Source organism: Burkholderia sp. Bp8992, assembly GCF_003853705.1.
Taxonomy (GTDB): Bacteria; Pseudomonadota; Gammaproteobacteria; order Burkholderiales; family Burkholderiaceae; genus Burkholderia.
This window is the reverse complement of record NZ_QTQI01000003.1, coordinates 97402-119649: the sequence shown is the minus strand read 5'-3', so window position 1 is coordinate 119649 and position 22248 is coordinate 97402. Positions and strand designations below refer to the sequence as shown.

At 67.0% G+C, this 22248-nt stretch carries 17 protein-coding genes; 6 read left to right on the top strand and 11 right to left on the bottom strand.

Going from position 1 to position 22248, the window contains the following annotated elements:
* Positions 1-142 precede the first annotated feature (142 nt).
* Together DIE03_RS38140 and DIE03_RS05700 are read right to left on the bottom strand one after the other, a co-directional pair.
* Positions 143-313, bottom strand: coding sequence for a hypothetical protein (locus DIE03_RS38140; protein WP_006397039.1), 171 nt, complete (start codon positions 311-313; stop codon positions 143-145).
* Positions 314-484: 171 nt separating this feature from the next.
* Positions 485-1396 carry a DUF72 domain-containing protein gene (locus DIE03_RS05700; protein ID WP_124448841.1) on the bottom strand — a complete coding sequence of 304 codons (912 nt, stop codon included), beginning with the start codon at positions 1394-1396 and terminating at the stop codon, positions 485-487.
* A 278-nt stretch (positions 1397-1674) separates the two neighbouring features.
* Here DIE03_RS05700 and DIE03_RS05695 point away from each other — a divergent pair, with 278 nt between their 5' ends.
* A complete protein-coding gene (locus DIE03_RS05695; protein WP_124448331.1) occupies positions 1675-3849 on the top strand; it encodes a TonB-dependent siderophore receptor in 2175 nt (724 codons plus the stop codon).
* Positions 3850-3870: 21 nt separating this feature from the next.
* On the opposite strand, the gene DIE03_RS05690 is transcribed toward DIE03_RS05695, so the two are convergent.
* Positions 3871-4686 (bottom strand): response regulator, encoded by an 816-nt coding sequence (locus DIE03_RS05690; protein ID WP_124448329.1) that lies wholly within the window; start codon positions 4684-4686, stop codon positions 3871-3873.
* Positions 4687-5821: 1135 nt separating this feature from the next.
* Between DIE03_RS05690 and DIE03_RS05680 the strand changes: the two genes are divergently transcribed.
* The 3 genes from DIE03_RS05680 (at position 5822) to DIE03_RS05670 (ending at position 10856) form a co-directional block, all read left to right on the top strand.
* Entirely contained in the window at positions 5822-9415 is a 3594-nt protein-coding gene (locus tag DIE03_RS05680; RefSeq protein WP_124448327.1) for a YadA family autotransporter adhesin, read from the top strand.
* Between the two features lie 167 nt (positions 9416-9582).
* Entirely contained in the window at positions 9583-10209 is a 627-nt protein-coding gene (locus DIE03_RS05675; protein ID WP_124448326.1) for a methyltransferase domain-containing protein, read from the top strand.
* A gap of 239 nt (positions 10210-10448) precedes the next feature.
* Positions 10449-10856, top strand: coding sequence for a VOC family protein (locus DIE03_RS05670; RefSeq protein ID WP_185658110.1), 408 nt, complete (start codon positions 10449-10451; stop codon positions 10854-10856).
* Between the two features lie 24 nt (positions 10857-10880).
* Here the strand turns inward: DIE03_RS05670 and DIE03_RS05665 are convergent, their stop codons facing one another.
* From DIE03_RS05665 to DIE03_RS05650, 4 genes are read right to left on the bottom strand one after another with little or no spacing between them, the layout of a single operon-like run.
* Entirely contained in the window at positions 10881-11414 is a 534-nt protein-coding gene (locus tag DIE03_RS05665) for a toxin (protein WP_124448324.1), read from the bottom strand.
* A 40-nt stretch (positions 11415-11454) separates the two neighbouring features.
* Positions 11455-12243, bottom strand: coding sequence for an ABC transporter ATP-binding protein (locus DIE03_RS05660; protein ID WP_124448322.1), 789 nt, complete (start codon positions 12241-12243; stop codon positions 11455-11457).
* Positions 12240-13094, bottom strand: a complete 855-nt coding sequence (locus tag DIE03_RS05655; RefSeq protein WP_124448320.1) for an ABC transporter permease — start codon at positions 13092-13094, stop codon at positions 12240-12242. The genes DIE03_RS05660 and DIE03_RS05655 overlap by 4 nt, the downstream gene beginning before the upstream one ends.
* Before the next feature lie 10 nt (positions 13095-13104).
* Positions 13105-14097, bottom strand: coding sequence for an aliphatic sulfonate ABC transporter substrate-binding protein (locus tag DIE03_RS05650; protein WP_124448318.1), 993 nt, complete (start codon positions 14095-14097; stop codon positions 13105-13107).
* Between the two features lie 345 nt (positions 14098-14442).
* On the opposite strand from DIE03_RS05650, the gene DIE03_RS05645 reads away from it, so the two are divergent.
* Entirely contained in the window at positions 14443-15870 is a 1428-nt protein-coding gene (locus DIE03_RS05645) for an MFS transporter (RefSeq protein ID WP_124448316.1), read from the top strand.
* Positions 15871-15989: 119 nt separating this feature from the next.
* Here DIE03_RS05645 and DIE03_RS05640 read toward each other — a convergent pair whose 3' ends face one another.
* Together DIE03_RS05640 and DIE03_RS05635 are read right to left on the bottom strand one after the other, a co-directional pair.
* On the bottom strand, positions 15990-17390 hold the full coding sequence (locus DIE03_RS05640) for an LLM class flavin-dependent oxidoreductase (RefSeq protein ID WP_124448314.1): 1401 nt from the start codon (positions 17388-17390) through the stop codon (positions 15990-15992).
* Positions 17387-18646, bottom strand: a complete 1260-nt coding sequence (locus DIE03_RS05635; protein WP_124448312.1) for an acyl-CoA dehydrogenase family protein — start codon at positions 18644-18646, stop codon at positions 17387-17389. Before DIE03_RS05635 ends, DIE03_RS05640 begins: the two co-directional genes overlap by 4 nt.
* 292 nt (positions 18647-18938) lie before the next feature.
* Here DIE03_RS05635 and DIE03_RS05630 point away from each other — a divergent pair, with 292 nt between their 5' ends.
* Positions 18939-20177 carry an SfnB family sulfur acquisition oxidoreductase gene (locus DIE03_RS05630; protein ID WP_124448310.1) on the top strand — a complete coding sequence of 413 codons (1239 nt, stop codon included), beginning with the start codon at positions 18939-18941 and terminating at the stop codon, positions 20175-20177.
* Positions 20178-20232: 55 nt separating this feature from the next.
* Here the strand turns inward: DIE03_RS05630 and DIE03_RS05625 are convergent, their stop codons facing one another.
* Entirely contained in the window at positions 20233-21060 is an 828-nt protein-coding gene (locus DIE03_RS05625) for an ABC transporter permease (RefSeq protein WP_124448308.1), read from the bottom strand.
* On the bottom strand, positions 21053-22243 hold the full coding sequence (locus DIE03_RS05620; RefSeq protein ID WP_124448306.1) for an ABC transporter substrate-binding protein: 1191 nt from the start codon (positions 22241-22243) through the stop codon (positions 21053-21055). Before DIE03_RS05620 ends, DIE03_RS05625 begins: the two co-directional genes overlap by 8 nt.
* Positions 22244-22248 lie beyond the last annotated feature (5 nt).

The following is a 22248-nucleotide window of genomic DNA, read 5'->3' as shown; positions in this document are numbered from 1 at the left end:
GGGTCGGCTTCAGTGTGTTTAAGCGCTTAAATTTTGGCCCACGAGACAGGGCCGAATCGAGCGTAGCGCACCTGTCGCCACTCATGCAAAGAACGCGCGCGTTGCCTACTATCTGGCGAGCGCCGTCACGCGCCGCGTCGCGCTACGACCGGTCGCGATTCCGGGCGCGCGTCGCACCCGTGATGACCGCGATGCCGAACAGGATGACGGCCACGATCTCGATGATGTGCTGAGAGACGTGCAGCGTCATCAAACCCCAGGCGACGCCGCCGATGAAAATGATCCATCCGACCAGATAGATAAGCAGGGTCATCGTTCTTCTCCTTGTCGTGTTGGCGCCATGGCGCCGACTGCCGGTCGTGCAAAATTTACCGCTTACGCGGCGAGGCGCGACGAATGGCACGATCCGCGAGGGCAGGAGCATATTGCGCGCCTGGCCTTACGGAACCTGACGGCGTTCCCGAGGCGTCGCTCGTCGGGTATTTCATTCCGGCGCCGCAGCGTGCGCGTGCAGCCCGAGCCGCGCCATCAGCCGCCCGGCGTCGAACGGCGCCTGCGTTTTCGTGTCGTTGTCGAAATAGCAGTACACGTCGCGCGTCCTTGCACGCGGCGGTTGCAGGCCCGGTGCGGCGAGACGCGCGTCGTCGGGCTGCGCGCCCCGGCTCCACGCTTCGATTCTGCGCGCCCATCGTTCGAGCGCCGCATCGGCGTATTCGCCCGAATACTTCGTTTCGGTGCCGTGCAGCCGCATGTAGACGAACCGCGCGCTCAGATCCTCGAACTGCGGCCACGCCTCGGTCGAATCCGACACGACGAGCGCGACCTTGTAGCGGCGCAGCAGCTTTACGAACGCCGGGTCCACGAAGCTGTCGTGCCGTACTTCCACCGCGTGGCGCAACGCTCGCTTGCGGTCGATCTGCAGATACGGCTCGCGCACGCGCGCATCGTGCCGCCGGGCGAGCGCGAGCGCCGCTTCCGTGTCGGGCGGAAGCAAGCTCAGGAAGCGTTCCATGTGCGCCGGATCGAAACGCAGCGACGGCGGGAATTGCCACAGCAGCGGCCCGAGCTTGTCCTTCAGCGCGAACAGCCCCTGAGCGAAAAAATTCGCGCACGCGATCGTGGCCGTTTCGCCGTGAAAGCGCAGCATGTGCGTCAGGTAGCGCGAGCCTTTCACGCTGAACACGAACCCGGGCGGCGTGTCGGCATACCAGCGCCGCCAGCTGTCAGGTGCCTGCAAGCTGTAGTGCGTGCCGTTGATTTCGATCGTCTGCAGTCGACCCGATGCATAGCGCAGCTCGCCGGCCTGCTTCAGGCCGGCCGGGTAGAACGTGCGTCGCCAGCCTGGGTAGCGCCAGCCCGAAATGCCGATGCGAATCCTGCCGGATATGCGTGTCACGTCGATGCCCGGCTGTGCCGGGTTCCTGATGCGGTTCCGGTGACGAGCAATCTGCATGCCGCGGCGGTCGTCGATCCGAATTCTTTTTTAAAGACCGCGCCACGTTCGGCCGGTATGATCGCTGCGCTCGCGAACGATGCAGTCGGCCAGTGCGGTCCGATCCACGCGTCACCGCCTTCGCCGGCACGGCAATCACGACACCATCGGACGGACGCGGCGGCACGCGGCCCGTCGATTCGGCCGAACCGGCCAACCCAGCACGACGGAGTATCGAGACAATGTGGACCGACAGGGGAGCGGGGCGGCACGCGACGATGATCGCGGCGGGCGGCGCGTTGTGCGTGGCCGCCGCGGGCGCTGCGCATGCGCAGGCATCGGCGCCGGGCACGGCGGTGGCCGTGCTGCCGGCCATCGACGTGCGAGGGCCGGCCCACGCCTCGTCCGTCGGGCTCGTCGGGCAGCGTACCGCAACCGGCACCAAGACCGACACGCCGATCGACGAGATCCCGCAAACGATCAACATCGTGACCGTGCAGCAGATCGAGATGACCGGCGCGGCCGACCTGAACCAGGCGCTGCGCTACGTGCCCGGCTTCTCGACGTTCGGCGCCGACAGCCGGACCGACTGGTATGCGGCGCTGCGCGGCTTTACGCCGACGTTGTACGTCGACGGCCTCGCCGCGCCGAATACGGCCGTGATCGCGAACTGGCGCGTCGATCCGTACACGATCGACTCGATCGCGGTGCTGCGCGGGCCGACGTCGGTGCTGTACGGCGCGGGCGAGCCCGGCGCGATCGTCGACGCACATACGAAGCTCGCCGACGGCGAACGCGTGCGCGAGGCCGGCGTGCAGATCGGCAACGATGCGCGCAAGCAGGCCATGCTCGATGTCGGTGACACACTCGACCCGGCCGGCCGGTACGCGTACCGGTTCGTCGGCATCGGGCGCGACGGCAACGCGGTGACGGGCCCGAACGGCGACCGGCGCGTCGCGCTGGCGCCGTCGTTCCGCTGGCGGCCGAATGCCGACACGTCGCTGACGGTCTCCGCGACGTTCCTGCAGGACAGCGGCGACATCTCGTCGAACTTCCTGCCGGCGTCGGGCACCGTATTGCCGAACCCGAACGGACGCCTGTCGCAGGACATCTACATGGGCGACCCGTCGTTCAACGACTACCGCAAGAAGCAATGGTCGCTCGGCTACGCGCTGGAGCATCGCGTGAATGCGATCTGGACATTGCATCAGGACGTGCGCTGGTCGCACCTGTCGCTCGACGATGCAACGGTGTTCGGCAATGGCTTCGCGCCGCGCAGCACGACGAACATGATGCGGTTCGCGGGGCTGTTCCAGCTCAACTACAGCCGGCTCGACATCGACAATCACGCGCAGGCGCGCTTCGGCACGGGGCCGCTCGAGCACACGCTGCTGTTCGGCCTGCAGTTCGACCGGCAGACGACGACCGACAGCGTGTGGCTGGCGCTGGCGCCGTCGCTCAACTTGTACCACCCCGTGTACCGGCCCGTGACGGCCGCGATCTTCTCCGGGCCGACGTCGCTCGGCCATATCGACCAGTACACGGCGATGAACGCGTTCGGTGTCTACGCGCAGGACCAGATCCGCTGGCGGCGCTGGACGCTGACACTCGGCGGACGCGAAGACTTCGTGAATGCCCGCTTCGACGACCGGACGGCCGGCACACAGGCGCAGCAGGACGTCAGTGCGTTCTCCGGGCGCGTCGGGCTGACCTATCAGGGCGATGCCGGGTTGTCGCCGTACGTGAGCTATTCGACGTCGTTCGATCCGGTCGTCGGCGTGCGGATGTTCGGCGGCGGCCTGGCGAAACCGACGCGCGGCGCGCAGACCGAAGCGGGGCTGCGCTGGCAGCCGCCCGGCAAAAACCTGATGCTGAGCGCGGCCGTCTACCGGATCGACCAGACCAACGTCGTGACGCCGACGCCGGTGAATCTCGACCCGACCGGCACGACGTCCGTGCAGACCGGCAAGGTGCGCTCGCGCGGCATCGAGCTGAGCGCGGTCGGCAAGGTGACGCGCGAACTGTCGATCGTCGCGTCGTATGCGTACCAGGACGTCAAGAACGTGCAGGCGAACGATGCGTCGCTGAACAACTGGCCCGTCTCCGTGCCGCTGCCGCGGCAGATGGCGTCGATGTGGGCCGACTGGACCTGGCGCACGGGCGCGCTGACGGGGCTCGGAATCGGCGGCGGCGTGCGGTACCAGAGCGCATCGGCCGGTGCGCCCGACAACTCGCTGACGGTGCCGAGCGCGACGTTGTATGACCTGGCGCTGCATTACGACATGCCGCACTGGCGCTTCGCGCTGAACGTCGCGAACCTGTTCGACCGGCGCTACGTCAGCGGCTGCCAGTCGTACGCCGTATGCGTGTTCGGCAACGAGCGGACCGTGCTCGGCAGCGCAAAATACAACTGGTGAGCGCGAGCGTGCCGGCCGTGCCTACGCGCCGCGTTGCGGCTCGCGGGTCGCGGCGCGCGAGCGCGCCTGGTGCTGGCGCCGCCACTCGGTCGGCGTGACGCCGAAGCGTTCGCGAAAGGCCGTCGCGAAATTGGCCGGCGTGGAAAAGCCGATTTCCTTCGCGATGCTTGCAATGCTGAGCGACGTCGAATCCAGCAGATCCTGCGCGATCCGCAGCCGTTCGTGCCGCAGGTACTCGAACACCGTCTGCCCGAGATTGTCGCGAAACGCGCGCGACAGCCGCTTTTCATGCGTGCCGACCGCGCGCGCCAGTTGCTCCACGGTCGGCGGATCGTTCAAGGTGCGCGACAGGTGCCGGATCGCCGCGCGCACGATGATGTCGTCGTCCTTGCCGGCCGCGAACGGGCTGTGTGCCGGCTCCGTGCCGGCGGGCTGTTCACGGGTGGTCCGCGCGAGCTGCACGCGAATCCGGGCGACCACTTCCGCCGGCTCGAACGGCTTCACCACATAGTCGACGCCGCCGATTTCCAGCCCTTCGAGGCGTTCGTGCAATTCGCCGGCCACGGTCAGGAAAATCACCGGAATCGCGCGCGTGGCGGGATCCGCGGCGAGCAGCCGGCACGCGGTGAAACCGTCCATCCGCGGCATGCGGACATCCATCAGGATCAGGTCGGGCAACAGCGCCTGCGCACGCTGGCACGCCTGCATGCCGTCGGACGCGATGCTGATCCGGCAACCCGTGCCGCGCAGGATGTCGATCAGCAAACGCAACTGGTCGGGTTGATCGTCGACGACCAGGATATGGACATCGCTCAATGTGGAGATCGATGAAGGCATCGTGCACCTGTTCTGGAAAGGCGGTTGGCGACGGTTCCGCGGGTGGCCTGCCCGGTTCGGGGGAAACGTCGTGAGCCGCTCTATGACGACGCAACCACGCATCGCACGCACGCATCGATTCCGGAGGATGCCGGCACTGCGCGGCAGGCAGCCGGTCGCCGCATGACACGGCGTTCGTTTTTTTGATCGCCGCGCCGGCAAGGACGCGGACGATTGCCGTGCCCGCGTCGTGAAGATCGCGACTGCGGAAATCAATGCGAGCGGAATTGTAGGAGCTTATTTCGAATCCCGCCAGACGCGACGATGCTATTCGAGTCATGCTGCTTTCCCGATTTTAAAAATGGCGGTTTTCGACAGGAACTCGCGCGTTGATATGTGCCCATACTAATGGTTTACGCGAGTATCAGGTGTGCGGTCGAGCGGTCGGCCAGTTTTTTATGGACGCTTAATAATCCTTTTTAATTCAAATCTGCTTTGGCAAAGCATTTGTCCGCCCGGCAAAACATCCTGATTAATTTTGGTGGCGCGAAATCGTTTGCGAGATGCCTGTATTTAACGTAACTCATTGAATATATAGGATTTCACAATCTATAAAGAATGTCGCCTTTAATAATTTAATGTCGTGTCCCATAATTCGTCCGAACTTTGAATGCCGGATAGCACAGCGTAACGAACGGCGCCGCAAGTTGTGACGGACGTTGTGCGATTCGAATCCGATGCATCGATTGATGCGCGTCCGGGCGAATGCTCGTGGTGCGGAAGCGAAACGCCGGCTGCCGAAGACGAAATAAAAGAAGCGGGGTTGGTCGCGGTCGGCGCGACATCACACCAGAGGTATTTGTAACGGCAGGTTGAATCTCCGGATTCAGTCGAGGGCCGACTCGCCCATGAAAAGTAGTACGCATTCCTAATGCAGTTTCCTGATTGACGGAACGGGCCGTGAGAAGACGGCGTGCTCGGAGGCTTCGATCGTCCTGTCGAAACGGACGTCGATGCAGGCCGCTTCCGACAAGGCCACGCCGGATCCAGGAATCGGGTTCCGCACCGAAGTCGCAATCGAAATCGAAGTCGAAGCTGTCGAAGAAAGTAAGTAGTCCATATTCAAACCAGACGCTACACAACGGAGCAGAAGACCATGAAGAGGAAGCAGATTTCGGCGCTTGCCGCCGCGATGTTCACGGGCGCAGGTGTGCTGATCGCAGGTGCCGCGCACGCCGACAATTTCGTCGACCGCGGCAACCCGGACAACGCGCTGAACGGGCAGTGCATCGACGGCACCAACCCGCTGTGCGTTGCCACGAAGAGCGGCAATTTCGTGGCGGTGAGTACCACGAACGTGACGCAGGGTACGAACGCGAAGGCCGGCACCAGCGGCATCGCGATCGGCGACCAGTCGAACGCGAGCAGCAACGGCGGCAGCAGCAGCGGCGGCGCGATCGCGATTGGTGTCGGCTCGCAGGCGCTGGCGAACTCGTCCACCGCGATCGGCACGGTGGCCGTCGCGCAGGGCAACACGGCGCTGGCGATCGGTCGGCAGTCGGCCGCGATCGGCGATTTCTCGATGGCGCTCGGCAACGTCGCGGATGCGCACGGCACGAGCTCGATCGCGCTCGGCCACTCGGCGCTCGCCAGCGGCGACCGCTCGGTCGCGATCGGCGGCGCGAACCCGACGTCGAGCGACGGCGTATCGGCCGGTGCGTCGTACGACGCGGCGACGCAGACGCGTGCCGCCGGCACGCAGGCGGTGGCGATCGGCGCGGGCGCGCAGACGAACGGCAACAACCAGGTCGCGATCGGTTCGGGCGCCATCGGCGCCAACAACGGCGGCACGCCGGTCTTCGGCGGCACGGCCGCGCCGGTCGGCGGCGCGGTGTCGTTCGGCGCAATCGGCAGCGAGCGCCAGCTCAAGAACGTCGCGGCGGGCGCGGCCGATACGGACGCCGTCAACGTCCAGCAGTTGAAGAACGTGAACAGCACGCTCAGCACGGGTATCGGCAATGTCGACGCACGCGTGACGTCGGTCGGCAATTCGCTGTCGACCACGATCTCGAACGTCGACCAGCGCGTGACCAACGTCGGCAACAGCCTCAGCACCAGCATCGTCACCGCCACGCAGGACGTCGTGAAGTACACCGACAACACGCATGCGGCGATCGCGCTCGACGGCGCCGGCGGCACCACGATCGGCGGCGTCGCGGCGGGCGTGGCCGATACCGACGCCGTCAACGTCGGGCAATTGAAGGGCAGCGTTACACCGCTGCAGACGTCCATCTCGACGGCAACCTCGAACATCGCGAACCTGCAGAGCAGCGTGACCGGCATCAACACGTCGCTGAGCACGGCCGCGTCGAACATCGGCGGCCTGCAGGCGGCCGATGCGCGCAACGTCAAGTACGACGGCGCAAGCGGCTTCGACTCGGTGACGTTCGCGGGCACGAACGGCACGACGCTGCACAACGTCGCCGACGGCAAGGGCGTGCACGATGCGGTCAACCTCGGGCAATTGAGCGGCGGCCTCGCGTCGCTCAGCACGAGCGTGACGAACAACCTCAGCACGACGCTCGGCAACCTGAGCACGTCGATCACGAGCCAGATCGGCGACGCGACGAAGAACGCCGTGCAGTACGACAGCGACGCACACAGCGGCGTCACGCTCGGCGGAACGGGCGCGGCGGCACCGGTCGGCCTGCACAATGTCGCGGACGGGGTTGCCGCGAACGACGCCGTGAACGTGGGCCAGCTGGGCAAGGCGACCGACACGCTCAACCAGTCGATCACGACCGTCGGCAACCAGGTGACGACGAATACGGGCAACATCGCGGCGCTCCAGCAGGATGCGCTCCAGTGGAACCCGGGCCTCGGCGCCTACGATGCCAGCCACGGCGGCCACGGCCCGCAGCTCATCAGCAACGTTGCGGCCGGCAAGGCAGGCACCGACGCGGTCAACGTCGACCAGCTGACCGCGGCGATTCATGACGGTACGAGCCAGCTCGACGCGCTGGCCGTGAAATACGACGATGCGAGCAAGCAGCAGATTTCGCTCGGCGCGGGCAACGGCGGCAGCCCGGTGCGCGTGACCAACGTCGCCGCCGGCAACGTGGCGGCCGGCAGCACCGATGCGGTGAACGGCGCGCAACTGCGCAGCGCGATCGACGGTACCGCGGCCGCACTCGGCGGCGGCGCGACGTCGAACCCCGACGGCTCGATCAGCGCACCGAACTACAAGATCGGCGGCAGCGCGTTCAACAATGTCGGCGACGCGCTGACGAATCTCGACGGCCGCGTCGGCAGCAACACGACGACGCTCGCGAATCACGAAACGCGCCTCGGCAATGCCGAAACGAACATCGCCGGCAACACGGCCGCGATCGCCGGGCTGCAGCAGGACGCGCTGCAGTTCGACCCGACGCTCGGCGCATACAGCGCGGCGCGCGGCGGTGCGCCGACGAAGCTGACGAACGTGGCCGACGGCAACGTCGCCGCGGGCAGCACGGACGCGGTGAACGGCGGCCAGCTGTCGGGCGTGAAATCCGCGCTCGAGCAGCAGATCACGAACGTATCGAACCAGGCCGGCGAAGCCGTGAAGAACGTCGTCAAATACGACGTCGACACGAACGGCAACCGGCTGAATTCGGTGTCGCTCGTCGGCGGCGACGTCAATTCGTCCGTCGTGCTCAAGAACGTCGCCGCGGGCACCAGCGATACGGACGCGGTGAACGTGAAGCAGCTGAAGGACGTGCAGTCGAACCTCAACCAGCTCGGCGCGCTCGCCGTGCAGTACGACGACAGCTCGAAGAGCACGATCACGCTCGGCGGCGCCGGCGGCACGCGCATCACCAACGTGCAGGCAGGCACGCTCAGCGCTGCCAGCACGGATGCGGTGAACGGCTCGCAGCTGTATGCGACCAACCAGCAGGTGTCGAGGAACACCACCGACATCTCGAACCTGCAAGGGAGCGTGACCAACATCGCGAACGGCAAGGCCGGCCTCGTGCAGCAGCAGGATCCGAACGGCGCGATCACGGTCGGGAAGGACACGGGCGGCACCAGCGTGAACTTCTCCGGCACGGCGGGCGACCGCGTGCTGACCGGCGTCGCGGCCGGCGTGAACGCCAACGACGCGGTGAACGTGGGCCAGTTCAACACCGCGCTGCAGAATGTCGCGGCCAACGACAAGATCCGCGCGGCCGCGACCGACGCGAACACCACGTGGATCGCGCGTGCCGATGCGGGTGCGATCGGCTCGACGGCGACCGCGACCGGCAAGAACGCGGTGGCGGTCGGCCAGGGCTCGGTCGCCGATCGCGACAACTCGTTCTCGGTCGGTGCGAAGGGCAGCGAGCGTCAGGTCACGAACGTCGCGGCCGGCACGGCGCCGACCGACGCGGTGAACGTGCAGCAGTTGAACGACAATCTCGCGACGGCGTCGACGCAGGCGAAGGGCTACACCGACCAGCGCATCGGCCAGGTGTACAACTCGTTCAACGACCTGAAGAAGGACATGTACGGCGGTGTCGCGTCGGCGATGGCGGTAGCGGGCTTGCCGCAGCCGACCGGTGCGGGGCGCTCGATGGTGTCGGCGGCGACGTCGAACTATCACGGCCAGCAGGGCTTTGCGGCGGGGTACTCGTACGTGACGGAAAGCAACCGCTGGGTCGTCAAGGCATCGGTGACGGGCAACACGCGGTCGGACTTCGGCGCGGTGGTCGGCGCGGGTTATCAGTTCTAGCCGGCACGTTTGACGTGATGCAATCAACAGTCCCGTGCCGATGCTCGGGATTGCGGAACATCCCGATGTAATCGAACGCGGTCGGCACGTTTCTGGCAACGTGCCGACCCGATTTCTCCGTATCATACGGCTTCGCATCAAGCATTCACACCCTGCGGAGTTGCATCTTGAATGAAGCCAGCAAAGCAATAGCACGCCGTCTGCACGATGTCCGATTCGCTACGCGGTACTTCGTCGGCGACGGAATCGACGTGGGTGCGGGAGAGGATTCGATTGCGCAATATCATGAATTTTTCCCCGGCATGCGCTCGGTCCGTGCCTGGGACATGCCGGATGGCGACGCGCAACTCCTTGCCGGCGTGCCGGACGAAAGCTTGGATTTCGTGCACTCCTCGCATTGCCTCGAGCACATGCGCGACCCCGTGGAGGCGCTGCACAACTGGTTCCGGGTGCTGAAACCCAGCGGTCATCTGGTCTGCATGGTGCCCGATGAAGATCTGTACGAACAAGGCCAGTTCCCGTCCACGTTCAATGACGACCACAAATGGACGTTTACGTTATGGAAGGCACGGTCGTGGAGTTCCCGCTCGCTCAATCTGTTTGACTTGCTTCAGACGTTGGGACCGTGCGCGCAGCCGCTCAAGGCGGAGCTGCTCGATGCCACGTTCCGGTTCCGCCTGCCTCGAGCGGACCAGACATTGACGGCGGTCGGTGAAGCAGGCATCGAATTCGTGATCCGAAAGCGTCCCCCACCGGAAATGGTCATGCACGGGCGCCTCCCGGAAGCCGCCTGATCCGGCCGCGCGGCGCGGTACACGTGTCGTGCGTGGCCGGCCAGCCCGTCCCGAATGCGAGTAGCGCGTTCCGCCGCGATCGCCTCCACACGTCAACCGACGGCCCCGCACGGGTTTCACGCGCGGTCCGGACGCCTGTCCAATGCGAGTTGTTGAATGTGAGCCTTCGCTCGTATTCTGAAGTCGTCGGGCGGAACGGCATGGGGTCTCCGCCCATCACCGCATGCGAGAACACGACGATGACCGGCACCACACACACGATGAAGCTCAATCACCTGAGCTTCCCTTCGGCCGATACGCTGGCGACGGCCCGATTCTTCGAGCGCTACCTCGGCTTCACGATCGCGGGAAGCTGGGACCGATCCTGGATCCTGAAGCGCCCGGGCTTCGACGTCGTGATCGATCACGTCGGCGACGGCGTACCCGCATGGCCGGCGAATTTCCACGTCGGGTTCGAACTGCCGAGCCTCGATGCCGTGCGCGCGCTGTACGAGCGCTTCAGGGGAGAGGGCGTCGCGATGGAAACGGACATCTTCAACAACGGGCGCGGTTCGCGATTCTTTTGCCGGGAGCCCGGTGGCGTGATGTTCGAGCTGAACACGCGCGCGGATGCCGCGCCGGAATACCAAGGCACGTTCGACGACTGACGCGGGGCGCCGCTCACGCCGTGCTCAACTGCCGGCGCGGGCATGCCTGTCGATGAACGCGCGAGTATGCGAGGGCACGGTGATTTCCGTCCATTGCAGATGCGCGTATTTCGGGTCGTCGCGCAGTTTCGCGAACTTGATGCGGTTCGTGTCGAACGTGGTGTACGACCACAGCAGCACCGAGTCGCGCGAGCAGAACGCCATTCGCAGCGATTCCCGGTTGCCGTGGGAAAGCTCGGTACGCGTCAGTCCGCGGCCGATCGTGCGCCGGAGCACGCGGGAGAACACCGTCCAGCGCCCGAAGTTGAGCCAGACGACATGCGTGGCGCGCGACCACAGTACGTCGCGCACGGCGCTGTAGTTTCCGTCGGCGACCCAGCGGTCGCCGGTCGTCGCCGCCAGCACGGCTTGCTCGAACTGTTCGGGCGGCACGGCGGTCCAGCCGGGCCCCCAGTACAGTCGGTCGAGTTCGATGTACGGGCAGCCCGCGGCAGTGGCCAGCGCGCTGGAGAAGGTGGATTTCCCGGCACCGCTTGTTCCGACGACGACGAAGCGCATGGTTTGACCGCGGTCGAATGTTCAGGCCGCGTATTGTGCCTTATTGCGTGCCGTCCACACGATCGTGAAAGCGCTGGAACGCACCGAGCAGCCGCGCGCGCAGCGCGGCCAGCGCAGGATCGCGGCGATCGCGCGGCCGCGCGACCTCGACGCGAATCTCGTCGTCGACGCGGCCGGGGTTCGGCGCGAGCATCAGCACGCGATCGCCGAGATACAGCGCCTCGTCGAGATCGTGCGTGACGACGATCGCGGCCATCCGGTGCCGGTGGACGACATCGAGCAGCAGCGTCTGCAAGCGCATCCGCGTGATCGCGTCGACCGCGCTGAACGGTTCGTCGAGCAGCAACAGATCCGGCTCGCCGAACAGCCCGCGCGCGATCGCGGCGCGCTGGGCCATCCCGCCCGACAGCGTGGCCGGCAGTTGCCGCGCGACGCCGGCCAGGCCGACTTCGTCGAGCAGGCGCATGACACTCGGGTCGCGACCGCCGCGCGGGCCGGCCGGGAAGCCGACGTTGTCGGCGATCGACAGCCACGGCAGCAGCCGCGGTTCCTGGAAAATCACGCCGACGCGCGCGGACGGCCCGTCGAGCGCGATGCCGTCGATGCTCACATTGCCACGGAAATGCGCGTCGAGACCGGCGACGATCCGCAGCAGCGTGCTTTTCCCGCAGCCGCTCGGACCGACCACGCAGACGATCTCGCCGCGCGTCACCTGCAACGCGATGTCGGCGAGGATCGTGCGATCCCCGTATTGCTTGCGGGCGATCCGCAGGTCGAGCAGCGGCGTATCGGTATCCGCCATCGTGCGCGCAGAAGCCGCCGTACTCATGCCGAACCCTCGCGGGACGCGCCGTCGAATGCGTCGCGCCAGCCGAGCCAGCGCAATTCGATGCGCCGCATCGCGCCGTCGGTCAGCTTGCCGAGCAACGCGAGCAGCAGGATCGCGCCGAACACGAGATCGGGGCGCCCGGTTTCCCGGCCGTCGCTCAACAGGAAGCCGAGGCCGCGCGTCGCCGCGATCAGCTCCGCGGCAACCATGAACATCCACGCGAGACTGAGGCCGGTACGCAAGCCGGTGAAGATCTGCGGCAGCGCGGCCGGCAGCAGGATGCGGCGGAACAGCGCGAGCGGGCCGAGCCGATAAACCGCGCCGAGCTCGACGAGCTTGCGGTCGACGTCGCGAATGCCGGCGACGACCGCGAGGTGAACCGGGAAGAATGCGCCGATCGCGATCAGCGTGATCTTCGGCGCTTCGTCGATGCCGAGCCACAGCAACAGCACGGGCACCCACGCGAGCGACGGAATCGCGCGCAGCGCCTGGAACGTCGGCTCGAGCAGCGCGTCGATCCGGCGGCTCAGGCCCATCGCCGCGCCGACGGCGAGCGCGAGCCCGGCGCCGGCCGCAAAGCCGGCCGCGACCCGCAGCGTGCTCGCGCCGACATGGCGTGCGACACGCGTGACGCCCAGATGCGCGAGCGCATCGAGAATTTCGCTCGGCGCCGGGACGAGGTGGTCGGGCAGCCAGCCGCGCCGCACGACGCACTCCAGCAGCACGAGCGCAGCGAACGGCAGCGCGACGCCTGCGATGCGCCACGCGCGAAGCGGGTCGCGGCGGCCTGCACGGGCCGATGCCGCGTGACGCGTCGCGAGTGCGTCGCCGCGGGCAGCGGTGTCCGTCATCGCGATACCCTCACTTCGACGCGGCGACGAGCGGGCGCGCGAACGACGGATCGATCAACGTATCGACGATCTTCGCGGGATCGACACCCGGCTTGGTCAGTTGCTCGGCCGTCAGCACCGGCGCCGCAGCCTTCAGCGCCGCGCGCTGGGTGTCGCCCGGCACCGGGTCGCTGAAGTCGTTGCGCTGCAGCTGCAGCTTCGCGACCGGCAGCGACACCTTCGATTCGTCGGCCACGATCTGCGCGGTGTCGGCCGGATGCGCAACGATCCACTGGCGCGCGCGGTCGTAGACTTTCAGCACACGTGTGACCGCCTGCGGATACTGGCCGGCGAACGCATCGCGGACGTTCAGAAATCCATACGTATTGAACGCGACGTTGCGGTACAGGAGTCGCGCGCCGTCGTCGAGCTGCGCCGCGGCCATGTGCGGATCGAGCCCGGCCCATGCATCGACCTGACCGTTCGCGAGGGCCGTGCGGCCGTCCGGATGCTGCAGGTTGACGATCTCGACGTCGTCGCGCGTCAGGTCGGCCGTGTGCAGTGCGCGCAGCGTGAACAGGAACGGATCGGTGCCGCGCGTCGCGGCGATTTTCTTGCCCTTCAGGTCGGCGAGCGTGCGGATCGGCGAATCCTTGCGTACCACGAGCGCCGTCCACTCGGGGCGGGAGAACACGTAGACCGCGTGGATCGGGTTGCCGTTCGCGCGTGCGAGCACCGACGCCAGCCCGGCAGCCGAGCCGAAATCGACCGCGCCGCTGTTCAGGTATTCGAGCGCGCGATTGCTGCCGAGGCTCAGCACCCAGCGAATCGACGTGCGATCGGCCTTGAACTCGTCGTCGAGCCAGCCGAAGTGGCGGATCACGAGGCTCTCGGGCGAGTAGTACGCATAGTCGACGCGGATTTCCGCGGGTGTCGCCGCGTGCGCCTCTATCGATACGAGGCCGGCAAGTGCGGCAACGACGAGGGCCGCGGATTGCCACGCGCGGGACCAGAACGGCTTCATCGGGGAATCTCCGGAAGAGCGGCAACGCGCCGCGAACAGGCAGGTGATCGACTAATGTAACGAAGCGCGCGCGATCCGGTAACGAAGAAATCCGCGATTGAACATGCACGCTGCTGCTAAGCGTGCCGGTCGGGCAACTTTATGACGCAGGCCGATTAATTTATCGCTTTATATCGGTTGGGATACCCGGATCGGGGGAACAGAATGCCCGCTGCCGGAACGCAATGACGGCGCCTGTCGACGCGCCCGCGTTCCGTCGAGATCCCGCCTGTCGCGAATGCACGAGCCCGGTTCCCGGCTTCACGCCGAACTCGGCGTGCATTCCGCCAAACACTAAGGAATGCGATGAGTTCGATCGATCTAAGCCCCGCCACACCCATTTCTTCCCCCATCCGCTCGGCCAGCGATGTCGCGCGCCTGATCAATACGGTCGACAGTTCGGTCAGCCATGCGCGGATGATCGTGCTGCTGGCGCTCGGCGGCGTGTTTCTCGATGCGTACGACCTGACGACGCTGTCCTACGGCATCGACGACGTCGCGCGCGAATTCGGGCTGACTCCCGCGCTGACCGGGCTCGTCGGTTCGGCGATCATGATCGGCACGATCTTCGGCAGCCTGATCGGCGGCTGGCTGACCGACCGGATCGGCCGCTACCAGGTGTTCATGGCCGACATGCTGTTCTTCGTGGTCGCGGCGATCGCGGCGGGGCTGGCGCCGAACGTCTGGGTGCTGATCGGCGCCCGCTTCGTGATGGGCCTCGGCGTCGGCATCGACCTGCCCGTCGCGATGGCGTTTCTCGCGGAATTCTCGAAGTTCAACGGGCGCGGCAACAAGGCGTCGCGGCTCGCGGCGTGGTGCCCGATGTGGTACGTCGCGTCGTCGGTCTGCTTCCTGCTGATCTTCGGCCTGTATTTCCTGCTGCCGGCCGAACATGCGGGATGGCTGTGGCGCGCGTCGCTGATCTTCGGCGCGGTGCCGGCGCTCGTCATCATCCTGTTCCGGAACCGGTTCATGAACGAATCGCCGCTGTGGGCCGCGAACCAGGGCGACCTGGCGAATGCCGCGCGCATCCTGCGCGAGTCGTACGGCATTCACGCGCACGAAGCCGAGGATGCGCCGCGCGAGCCGAGCCCGCCGCCCGTACGGATTCGCGTGCTGTTCCAGCGCCCGTATCTCGGGCGCACGATCGTCGCCAGCGTGATGAACCTGTGCATCCCGTTCGAGTACACGGCGATTGCGTTCTTCCTGCCGTCGATCCTGTCGCAGTTTCTCGGCGCGGGCGTGTTCGAGACGATCGCGGCCTCGCTCGCGCTGAACGTGCTGTTCGCATTCACCGGCGGGCTGCTGGGCATGCGCCTCGCGTATCGCTATCCGTCGCGCCATGTCGCGATCGCGGGCTTCGCACTGCAAACGGTCGCGCTCGTCGCGCTGGCGCTGGCGGGCCATCCGCACGGTGCGCTCGCGGTCGGCATCGTGCTGCTGATGCTCGGGACCTGGCTGTTCGCCGAGGGCTTCGGGCCCGGTGCGCAGATGATGATCTATCCGACGCTGTCGTATCCGGCCGCGATCCGCGGCACCGGCGTCGGGTTCGGGCGTTCGCTGTGCGGCATCGGCCAGGCGCTCGCGCTGTTCGTGCTGCCGATCCTGCAGGCGCGTCTCGGCACCGACATGTTCTGGGTCGTCGCGATCAGTGCGGTCACGCCGATCGTGTTCCTGCTGATCGTGCGTTACGAACCGACGGCGTACGACGTCGATGACGAACGCGTTGCGTAGGCGCGACGGGGACGCTCGCCGTCCCCGGAAAACACCAACGGCTTCGTCGGACCGCACGAAGCCGTTTGCACTGCAGCCGGTCGCCGCGCGAATGCGGGCAGACCGGCCTCGACGTCCCGCTATGCGCTGACGGCCTCCCGCTCGGCTTCACGCTTGACCTGCTCGATATCGCGAAACTGCGCGGCAGGATGCTCGTCCGGCAGTCGTGCCGTGCCGCCGAACAGCTTCTCGCGCAGCGTGCCCGGCGCATACGCGGTCGGGTACACGCCACGCCGCTGCAGTTCCGGAACGAGGTGACGCACGACGTCCTCGAAGGTTTCGTGCGCGACCGCATACGCGAGATTGAAGCCGTCGACGTCGGTCGCCGCGACCCATTCCTGCAGGATATCCGCGACGGTCGCGGCGGAGCCGACGAACACCGGGCCCAGCCCGCCGATGCCGCCCCATGCGGCCAGCGCCTCGATCGTCCACGCCGTGTCGCCGCCCGACAGGTGCTCGACGGCCGACACGATGGCATTCGTTTCGACGCGCCGGACGGGATCGGTCGGCGCATACTGGCCGAAGTCGATGCCGGTCCAGCCCGACATGAATACCAGCGAGCCGTCGTACGACACGTAGCGGCGGTATTCGTCGAACTTGGCCTGCGCCTTTTCGTCGGTTTCGTCGACGATCACCGTGACGAGGTTGTAGATCAGCACCTTGGCCGGATCGCGGCCCGCCGCGGCAGCCTGCGCACGCACGTCGGCCACGTAGCGCGCGAGCTGCTCGCGGGTCGGTGCCGCGACGAACACGCATTCCGCGTGCTGCGCGGCGAACGCCTTGCCGGGGCCGGACGCGCCGGCCTGGAACAGCACCGGCGTGCGCTGCGGCGACGGTTCGCACAGATGGTAGCCGGGCACGTCGAAGAAGCGCCCCTTGTGGCCGATCTCGTGCACTTTCTCGGGATGCGTGAACACGCGGCCGTCGCGATCGCGCACCACCGCGCCATCCTCCCAGCTGCCCTCGAACAGCTTGTACAGCACCTCGACGTATTCGGCTGCGACCGCATAGCGGTCGTCGTGCGTGCGCAGGCCATGGTCGCCGACATTCTTCGCGCCGCTCTCGAGGTACGACGTGACGATATTCCACGCGAGCCGGCCCTTCGTGTGATGGTCGGCCGTCGACAGCCGGCGCGCGAACGTGTACGGGTGCTCGAACGTCGTCGACGCGGTGATGCCGATGCCGAGATGCTCGGTCGCCATCGCGATCGGCGCGGCGAGCTGAATCGGATCGTTGACCGGGATCTGCGCGGCCTGGTGCAGCGCGTGATAGTTGCTGCCCTTGTAGACGTCGTAATAGCCGATCACGTCCGCGATGAAGATCGCATCGAAGATCCCGCGTTCGAGCACGCGGGCGAGGTCGGTCCAGTAGTCGAGATCCTTGTACTGCCACGAGCGGTCGCGCGGATGCGCCCACAGGCCCGGCGACTGGTGGCCGACGCAGTTCATCTCGAACGCGTTGAAGCGAATCGTCTTGCTCATCGTGCGGCCCCCGTTTCCGCGCCGGCGCCCGCACCGTTGCCGACGCGCCAGACGAACGGCGGCGTACGGCCGTTGATGACCCAGTCGCCGACGATCCGCGCCTTGTAGACGAGCGGATTGTGCGACGACACCGTGCGTGCGTTGCGCCAGTGGCGGTCGAGCGCGGTCGTGGTGCGCGTCGCGGACGCGCCGAGCGCGTCGAACAGGCGCGTCGCCGCGCGCAGCACGAGTTCGGACACGACGAGCTGGCTCTGCGCGGATTCGATCTCGGCCGCGACGTTCGCCGCGTGCTCGGCCACTTCGTCGTCGCCGAAGTGCGCTTCATAGGCCTGCTGAAGCGGCTGCGCGGCGCGCAGCGCGAGCGCGTCGGCCGCGTACGCCCACGAAGCAATTTCGCCGATTACCTGCTGCAGTTGCGCGTCGTCGCCCGCGCGTGGTGCGTTGCCGTGGCTGTACACGCGCGTCCGGTTGCGCACGAGCTCGCCCGCGTCGCGCACGATCGCATGACCGATGCCGGCCAGCGTCGCGACGTGGAACAACTGGTAGAACGCGGTCTGGTATTTGAAGCGGCGCGCGAAGTCGATCACGTTGTCGGCGTCGACGGCCGCATCCTCGAAGCGCGTGGTGCCGCTGCCGGTCGTCGTCTGGCCGAAGCCGTCCCAGTCGTCCTCGCGGATCACGCCGGGCTGCGCGGTCGCGACGGCCACGATCACGTCGCTGCCGTCGTGTGCGCGCTGCGCGAACACGTCGATCCAGTCGGCGAACAGGCTGCCCGTGCTGTAGAACTTCCGGCCGTTCAGCACGAGCCGGCCGTTGCGTTCCGACACCTTGGTGACGGTCTGGCCGAGCGGCACGTCGCCGGCCTCCGACCACGCATTGCCGACGAGCTGGCCGCTGGCGAAGCGGTCGAACCAGGTCGTGCGCTGCGGCCCGGGCGGGGCGTTCAGCCAGTCTTCGACGAACGCGAAATGCCCGCGCAACGCCTGCGGCAGATTGGAATCGGCGGCCGCCAGCTCGGTCAGCAGCCGGAACAGCTGCGGCAGCGATGCACCGGCGCCCCCTGCGCTCGCCGGCAACCGTATCGCGCCGAAACCCGCGGCCTTCAGCCAGCCGATCGCCTCGTGCGGCAGTTCGCGGCGGCGTTCGCGCTCGGCGGTGCCGGCGGCGATGCGCTCGAAGATCGGCCTGAACCGGCTCGCGAGCGCGTCGTAGTCGGTGCCGGTGGAAAGGTCGTGGGCTGCGTGCGTCGAAGTCATGCGGTGTTCCTCGAAGAGCGGGGCCGATTGCGCCGGGAGGCCAGTATAGGAAGCGCGACGCGAGCGTTCCAATAACGGATTCGCAGATCGTTATCGTCGATGCGTATTACCGTTGCCGGACGGAGATGCACCGACGTTGACGCGTCGATTTCGATGCCGAAGCGTGTCGTCGCTGGCGCTCATCGCCAGGTCGTTTGTTATCCAAAGGAATATCGTTTCGAGAATCGCTCGTTTTTCCGGCCCGCGCTGCGCTGCTAGATTGAATGCTTTCGCCACTCGACAGGAGAATCCGATGTCAGACACGAGCGCCACGATCCAGGAGCAGCCGGCCGATGCGCAAACGCACGCGGCCCGCGTGATCGCCGACGATGCGCAGGCGATCACGGCCGCGCACGCGCTGGCGAAGCGGCTCGCGGAAGGTGCGGCCGAGCGCGATCGCACGCGCCGCCTGCCGCGCGACGAAATCGAATGGTTCTCGCAGTCGGGGCTGTGGGCGATCACGGTGCCGAAGGCATACGGCGGCGCAGGCGTATCGCATGTCACGCTGACCGAAGTCATCAAGATCGTCGCAGCGGCCGATCCGTCGCTCGGGCAGCTGCCGCAGAATCATTTCGGGCTGGTCGACGTGATCACGCTGACCGGCACCGACGCGCAGAAGCGTCATTTCTTCGCGGAAGTGCTGAGCGGCAAGCGCTTCGGCAACGGGTTCTCGGAGAAGGGCACGAAGCACGTGCTCGACCTGAAGACGCGCGTGCGGCAAGACGGCGACCACTATGTCGTCGACGGCACGAAGTTCTACTCGACCGGCGCGCTGTTCGCGCACTACGTACCGGTGCTCGGCCTCGACGATGCGCATCAGGCGTGGCTCGCGTACGTGCCGCAGCCGACGCCGGGGCTGACGGTGATCGACGACTGGTCGGGATTCGGGCAACGCACGACCGCGAGCGGCACGGTCGTGCTCGATGCGGTGCGCGTGCCGGCGTCGCACGTGCTGCCCGCGCAGCGCGTGTCGGACGTGCCGACGCTCAACGGTCCGCTGTCGCAGATCATCCAGGCAGCGATCGACGCGGGCATCGCGAAGGCGGCCATCGACGATACGCTGGCGTTCGTGCGGACCCGCACGCGCCCGTGGGTCGACAGCGGTGTCGAGCGCGCTGCCGACGATCCGCTGACGATTCGCGAGATCGGCCATCTGCACATCCAGCTGCACGCGGCCGAGGCATTGCTCGAACGTGCGGCACGCACGCTCGACGAGATCACGGCGCGCGGCGACGTGACCGAGGACGACGTCGCGCGCGCATCGGTCGCGGTCGGCGAAGCCAAGGTGCTGACGACCGAGGTTGCGCTGCTCGCGGGCGAGAAGCTGTTCGAGCTGGCCGGCACGCAGTCGACGCTCGCCGAGCACAATCTCGACCGGCATTGGCGCAACGCGCGCACGCATACGCTGCATGACCCGGTGCGCTGGAAATATCACCTCGTCGGCAACTACTACCTGAACGGCGTGCGTCCGGCGCGCCATGCGTGGAACTGAGCGGCTCGCGGGCCGGCCGATCGCCAGCCCGATCGATCGCGGCCCGATCGTCGCGCTAGCGATCGGCCGCCAGCACGGCGCGCGCCAATAGCCGCGCGATACCGTCGAGCGCGAACCCCAGTGCGCCGATGACGAGAATCACCGCCGTCAGTTCGGAATACGCGAGCCGGTCGCGCGTGTCGAGGATCAGATAACCGAGCCCCGCGCTGACGCCGAGCATCTCGGCGGGCACCAGCACGATCCACAGGATGCCGATCGCGAGCCGGATCCCGTTGAGCAGCGGCCCCGCGATGGCCGGCAGCACGATGTGGATCAGCAGTTCGCGGCGGGTGGCCGACAGGCTTGCGCCGAGTTGCAGCCAGCGCCGGTCGATCTGCGCAACCCCGGCGGCCGTGCTCATCAGCACGGGCCACAACGCGGCGAAACCGAGCAGGAAGTAGATCGCGCGGTCGCCGATGCCGAACGACATCACGGCGAGCGGCATCCACGACAACGGCGACACCATCCGCAGGAACTGGAAGGTCGGCGACAGCATGCGCTCGACCCATTGCACGCGGCCGATCAGCAACCCGAGCGGGACGCCGGCCAGCAGCGCCGCGCCAAGCCCGACGCCGATGCGCCGCAGGCTGACGAGCGCATGCTCGACCAGAAGATCGTCCGAACACAGCGCCCGCAGGCTGGCGAACGCGCTGTCCGGCGCGAACTGCCGGCCGAGCGAGCCGGGCGCGGTCAACACGTGAATCGCGGCCCACCAGACGACGACGGTCGCGACGAGGCCGGCCACGCCGAGCCATCCGGCGGTAGCGCGCACCGCGTAACGGGCGCCGCGGGTCCGGTGCGTTTCGCGAGCGGACGAGCGGTGGCTGGCAAGCGCGTCAGACAACGATGATCTCCTCACGCTTGAAGGCGCCGGGCAGGCCGAACGCGGCCATCCCGCCGACCGCGTCGATGCTCTTGCGCACGAACCGGTCGTCGACGAGATCGCGGGCCGCGAACGCGGGGTCGAGCGACGCCAGGAATGCACTGTCGCCGTCGACCACCGTGCGCTTCAGCCGCTGAACCAGCGCCTCGGTATAGCTCGGAAACGGATACGGCTGGAAATCGATCCGTTTTCCGTTCCAGTCGGCATGGCGGATCGCGCCGCTCGCACGATAGGTATCGGCAAGCGACGCCGACGGCACCAGCACGCGATCCAGCGCCGCGGCCGTATGCGGCGAATAGCGGTGAGCGCCGTCCTTCGACATCAACTGCGCGGTTTCCTGCGGATGCGCGCGCGCCCACACCTGCGCCTTCACGATCGCGTCGACAACCTTCTGCGACCACGCGGGGCGCCGCGTCAGATCGTTCTCGTGCATGAAAACGACGCAGCACGCGTGGTTCTTCCAGACATCGCCGGTGAAGCGCAGGATCTTGCCGATCTTCATCAATTCCGCCGTCGCGTTGAACGGCTCCGCGACGATATACCCGGCGATCTGGCGCGCGGCGAGCGCGGGCAGCATGTCGGACGGCGCCATGACGACCAGATTCACCTCGTTCGGCGCGGGCGTGCCGCGCCGCTTGAGCACGGGCACGAGCCCCTGCTGGCGCAGCATGTCCTGCAGCACGACGTTGTGGATCGAGTACCAGAACGGAATCGCGACGGTCTTGCCGCCGAGATCGCGCAGCGAATCGACGTCGGGCGCGACCGTCAGCCCCGAGCCGTTCACGTGATTCCACGCGACCACCTTCGCCGGCGCGCGGCTGCCGTAGCGCGCCCAGAGCGTCATCGGCGACAGCAGGTGCACGACGTTGACCTGGCCGGACAGGAACGCTTCGACGAGCTGCGCCCAGCTGCGCAGCAGCTTCGGTGGCTCGACGTTCAACCCTGCGGACGCGAAGTAGCCGTTGTTGTGGGCCACCAGCAGCGGCGCCGCGTCGGTAATCGGCAGATAGCCGATGCGAACGGGCGCGTCGGGGTCCGCCGCGGCGTGCGCGTTCGCCGTGGACAGCAGCGGGGCGGCCCCCGTCGCGGTGAACAGGGCCGCAAGCTTCAGCCATTCGCGGCGCGACATCGGAATCTGGCACATGGGTA

Bases quoted from the DNA above. Each gene is read 5' to 3' on its own strand.
- DIE03_RS05665 (WP_124448324.1), bottom strand. From the start codon at position 11,414: ATGCGCTTCGTCGTCGTCGGAACAAGCGGTGCCGGGAAATCCACCTTC.
- DIE03_RS05630 (WP_124448310.1), top strand. From the start codon at position 18,939: ATGTCAGACACGAGCGCCACGATCCAGGAGCAGCCGGCCGATGCGCAA.
- DIE03_RS05660 (WP_124448322.1), bottom strand. From the start codon at position 12,243: ATGAGTACGGCGGCTTCTGCGCGCACGATGGCGGATACCGATACGCCG.
- DIE03_RS05635 (WP_124448312.1), bottom strand. From the start codon at position 18,646: ATGACTTCGACGCACGCAGCCCACGACCTTTCCACCGGCACCGACTAC.
- DIE03_RS05620 (WP_124448306.1), bottom strand. From the start codon at position 22,243: ATGTGCCAGATTCCGATGTCGCGCCGCGAATGGCTGAAGCTTGCGGCC.
- DIE03_RS05695 (WP_124448331.1), top strand. From the start codon at position 1,675: ATGTGGACCGACAGGGGAGCGGGGCGGCACGCGACGATGATCGCGGCG.
- DIE03_RS05690 (WP_124448329.1), bottom strand. From the start codon at position 4,686: ATGCCTTCATCGATCTCCACATTGAGCGATGTCCATATCCTGGTCGTC.
- DIE03_RS38140 (WP_006397039.1), bottom strand. From the start codon at position 313: ATGACCCTGCTTATCTATCTGGTCGGATGGATCATTTTCATCGGCGGC.
- DIE03_RS05680 (WP_124448327.1), top strand. From the start codon at position 5,822: ATGAAGAGGAAGCAGATTTCGGCGCTTGCCGCCGCGATGTTCACGGGC.
- DIE03_RS05650 (WP_124448318.1), bottom strand. From the start codon at position 14,097: ATGAAGCCGTTCTGGTCCCGCGCGTGGCAATCCGCGGCCCTCGTCGTT.
- DIE03_RS05645 (WP_124448316.1), top strand. From the start codon at position 14,443: ATGAGTTCGATCGATCTAAGCCCCGCCACACCCATTTCTTCCCCCATC.
- DIE03_RS05655 (WP_124448320.1), bottom strand. From the start codon at position 13,094: ATGACGGACACCGCTGCCCGCGGCGACGCACTCGCGACGCGTCACGCG.
- DIE03_RS05670 (WP_185658110.1), top strand. From the start codon at position 10,449: ATGACCGGCACCACACACACGATGAAGCTCAATCACCTGAGCTTCCCT.
- DIE03_RS05640 (WP_124448314.1), bottom strand. From the start codon at position 17,390: ATGAGCAAGACGATTCGCTTCAACGCGTTCGAGATGAACTGCGTCGGC.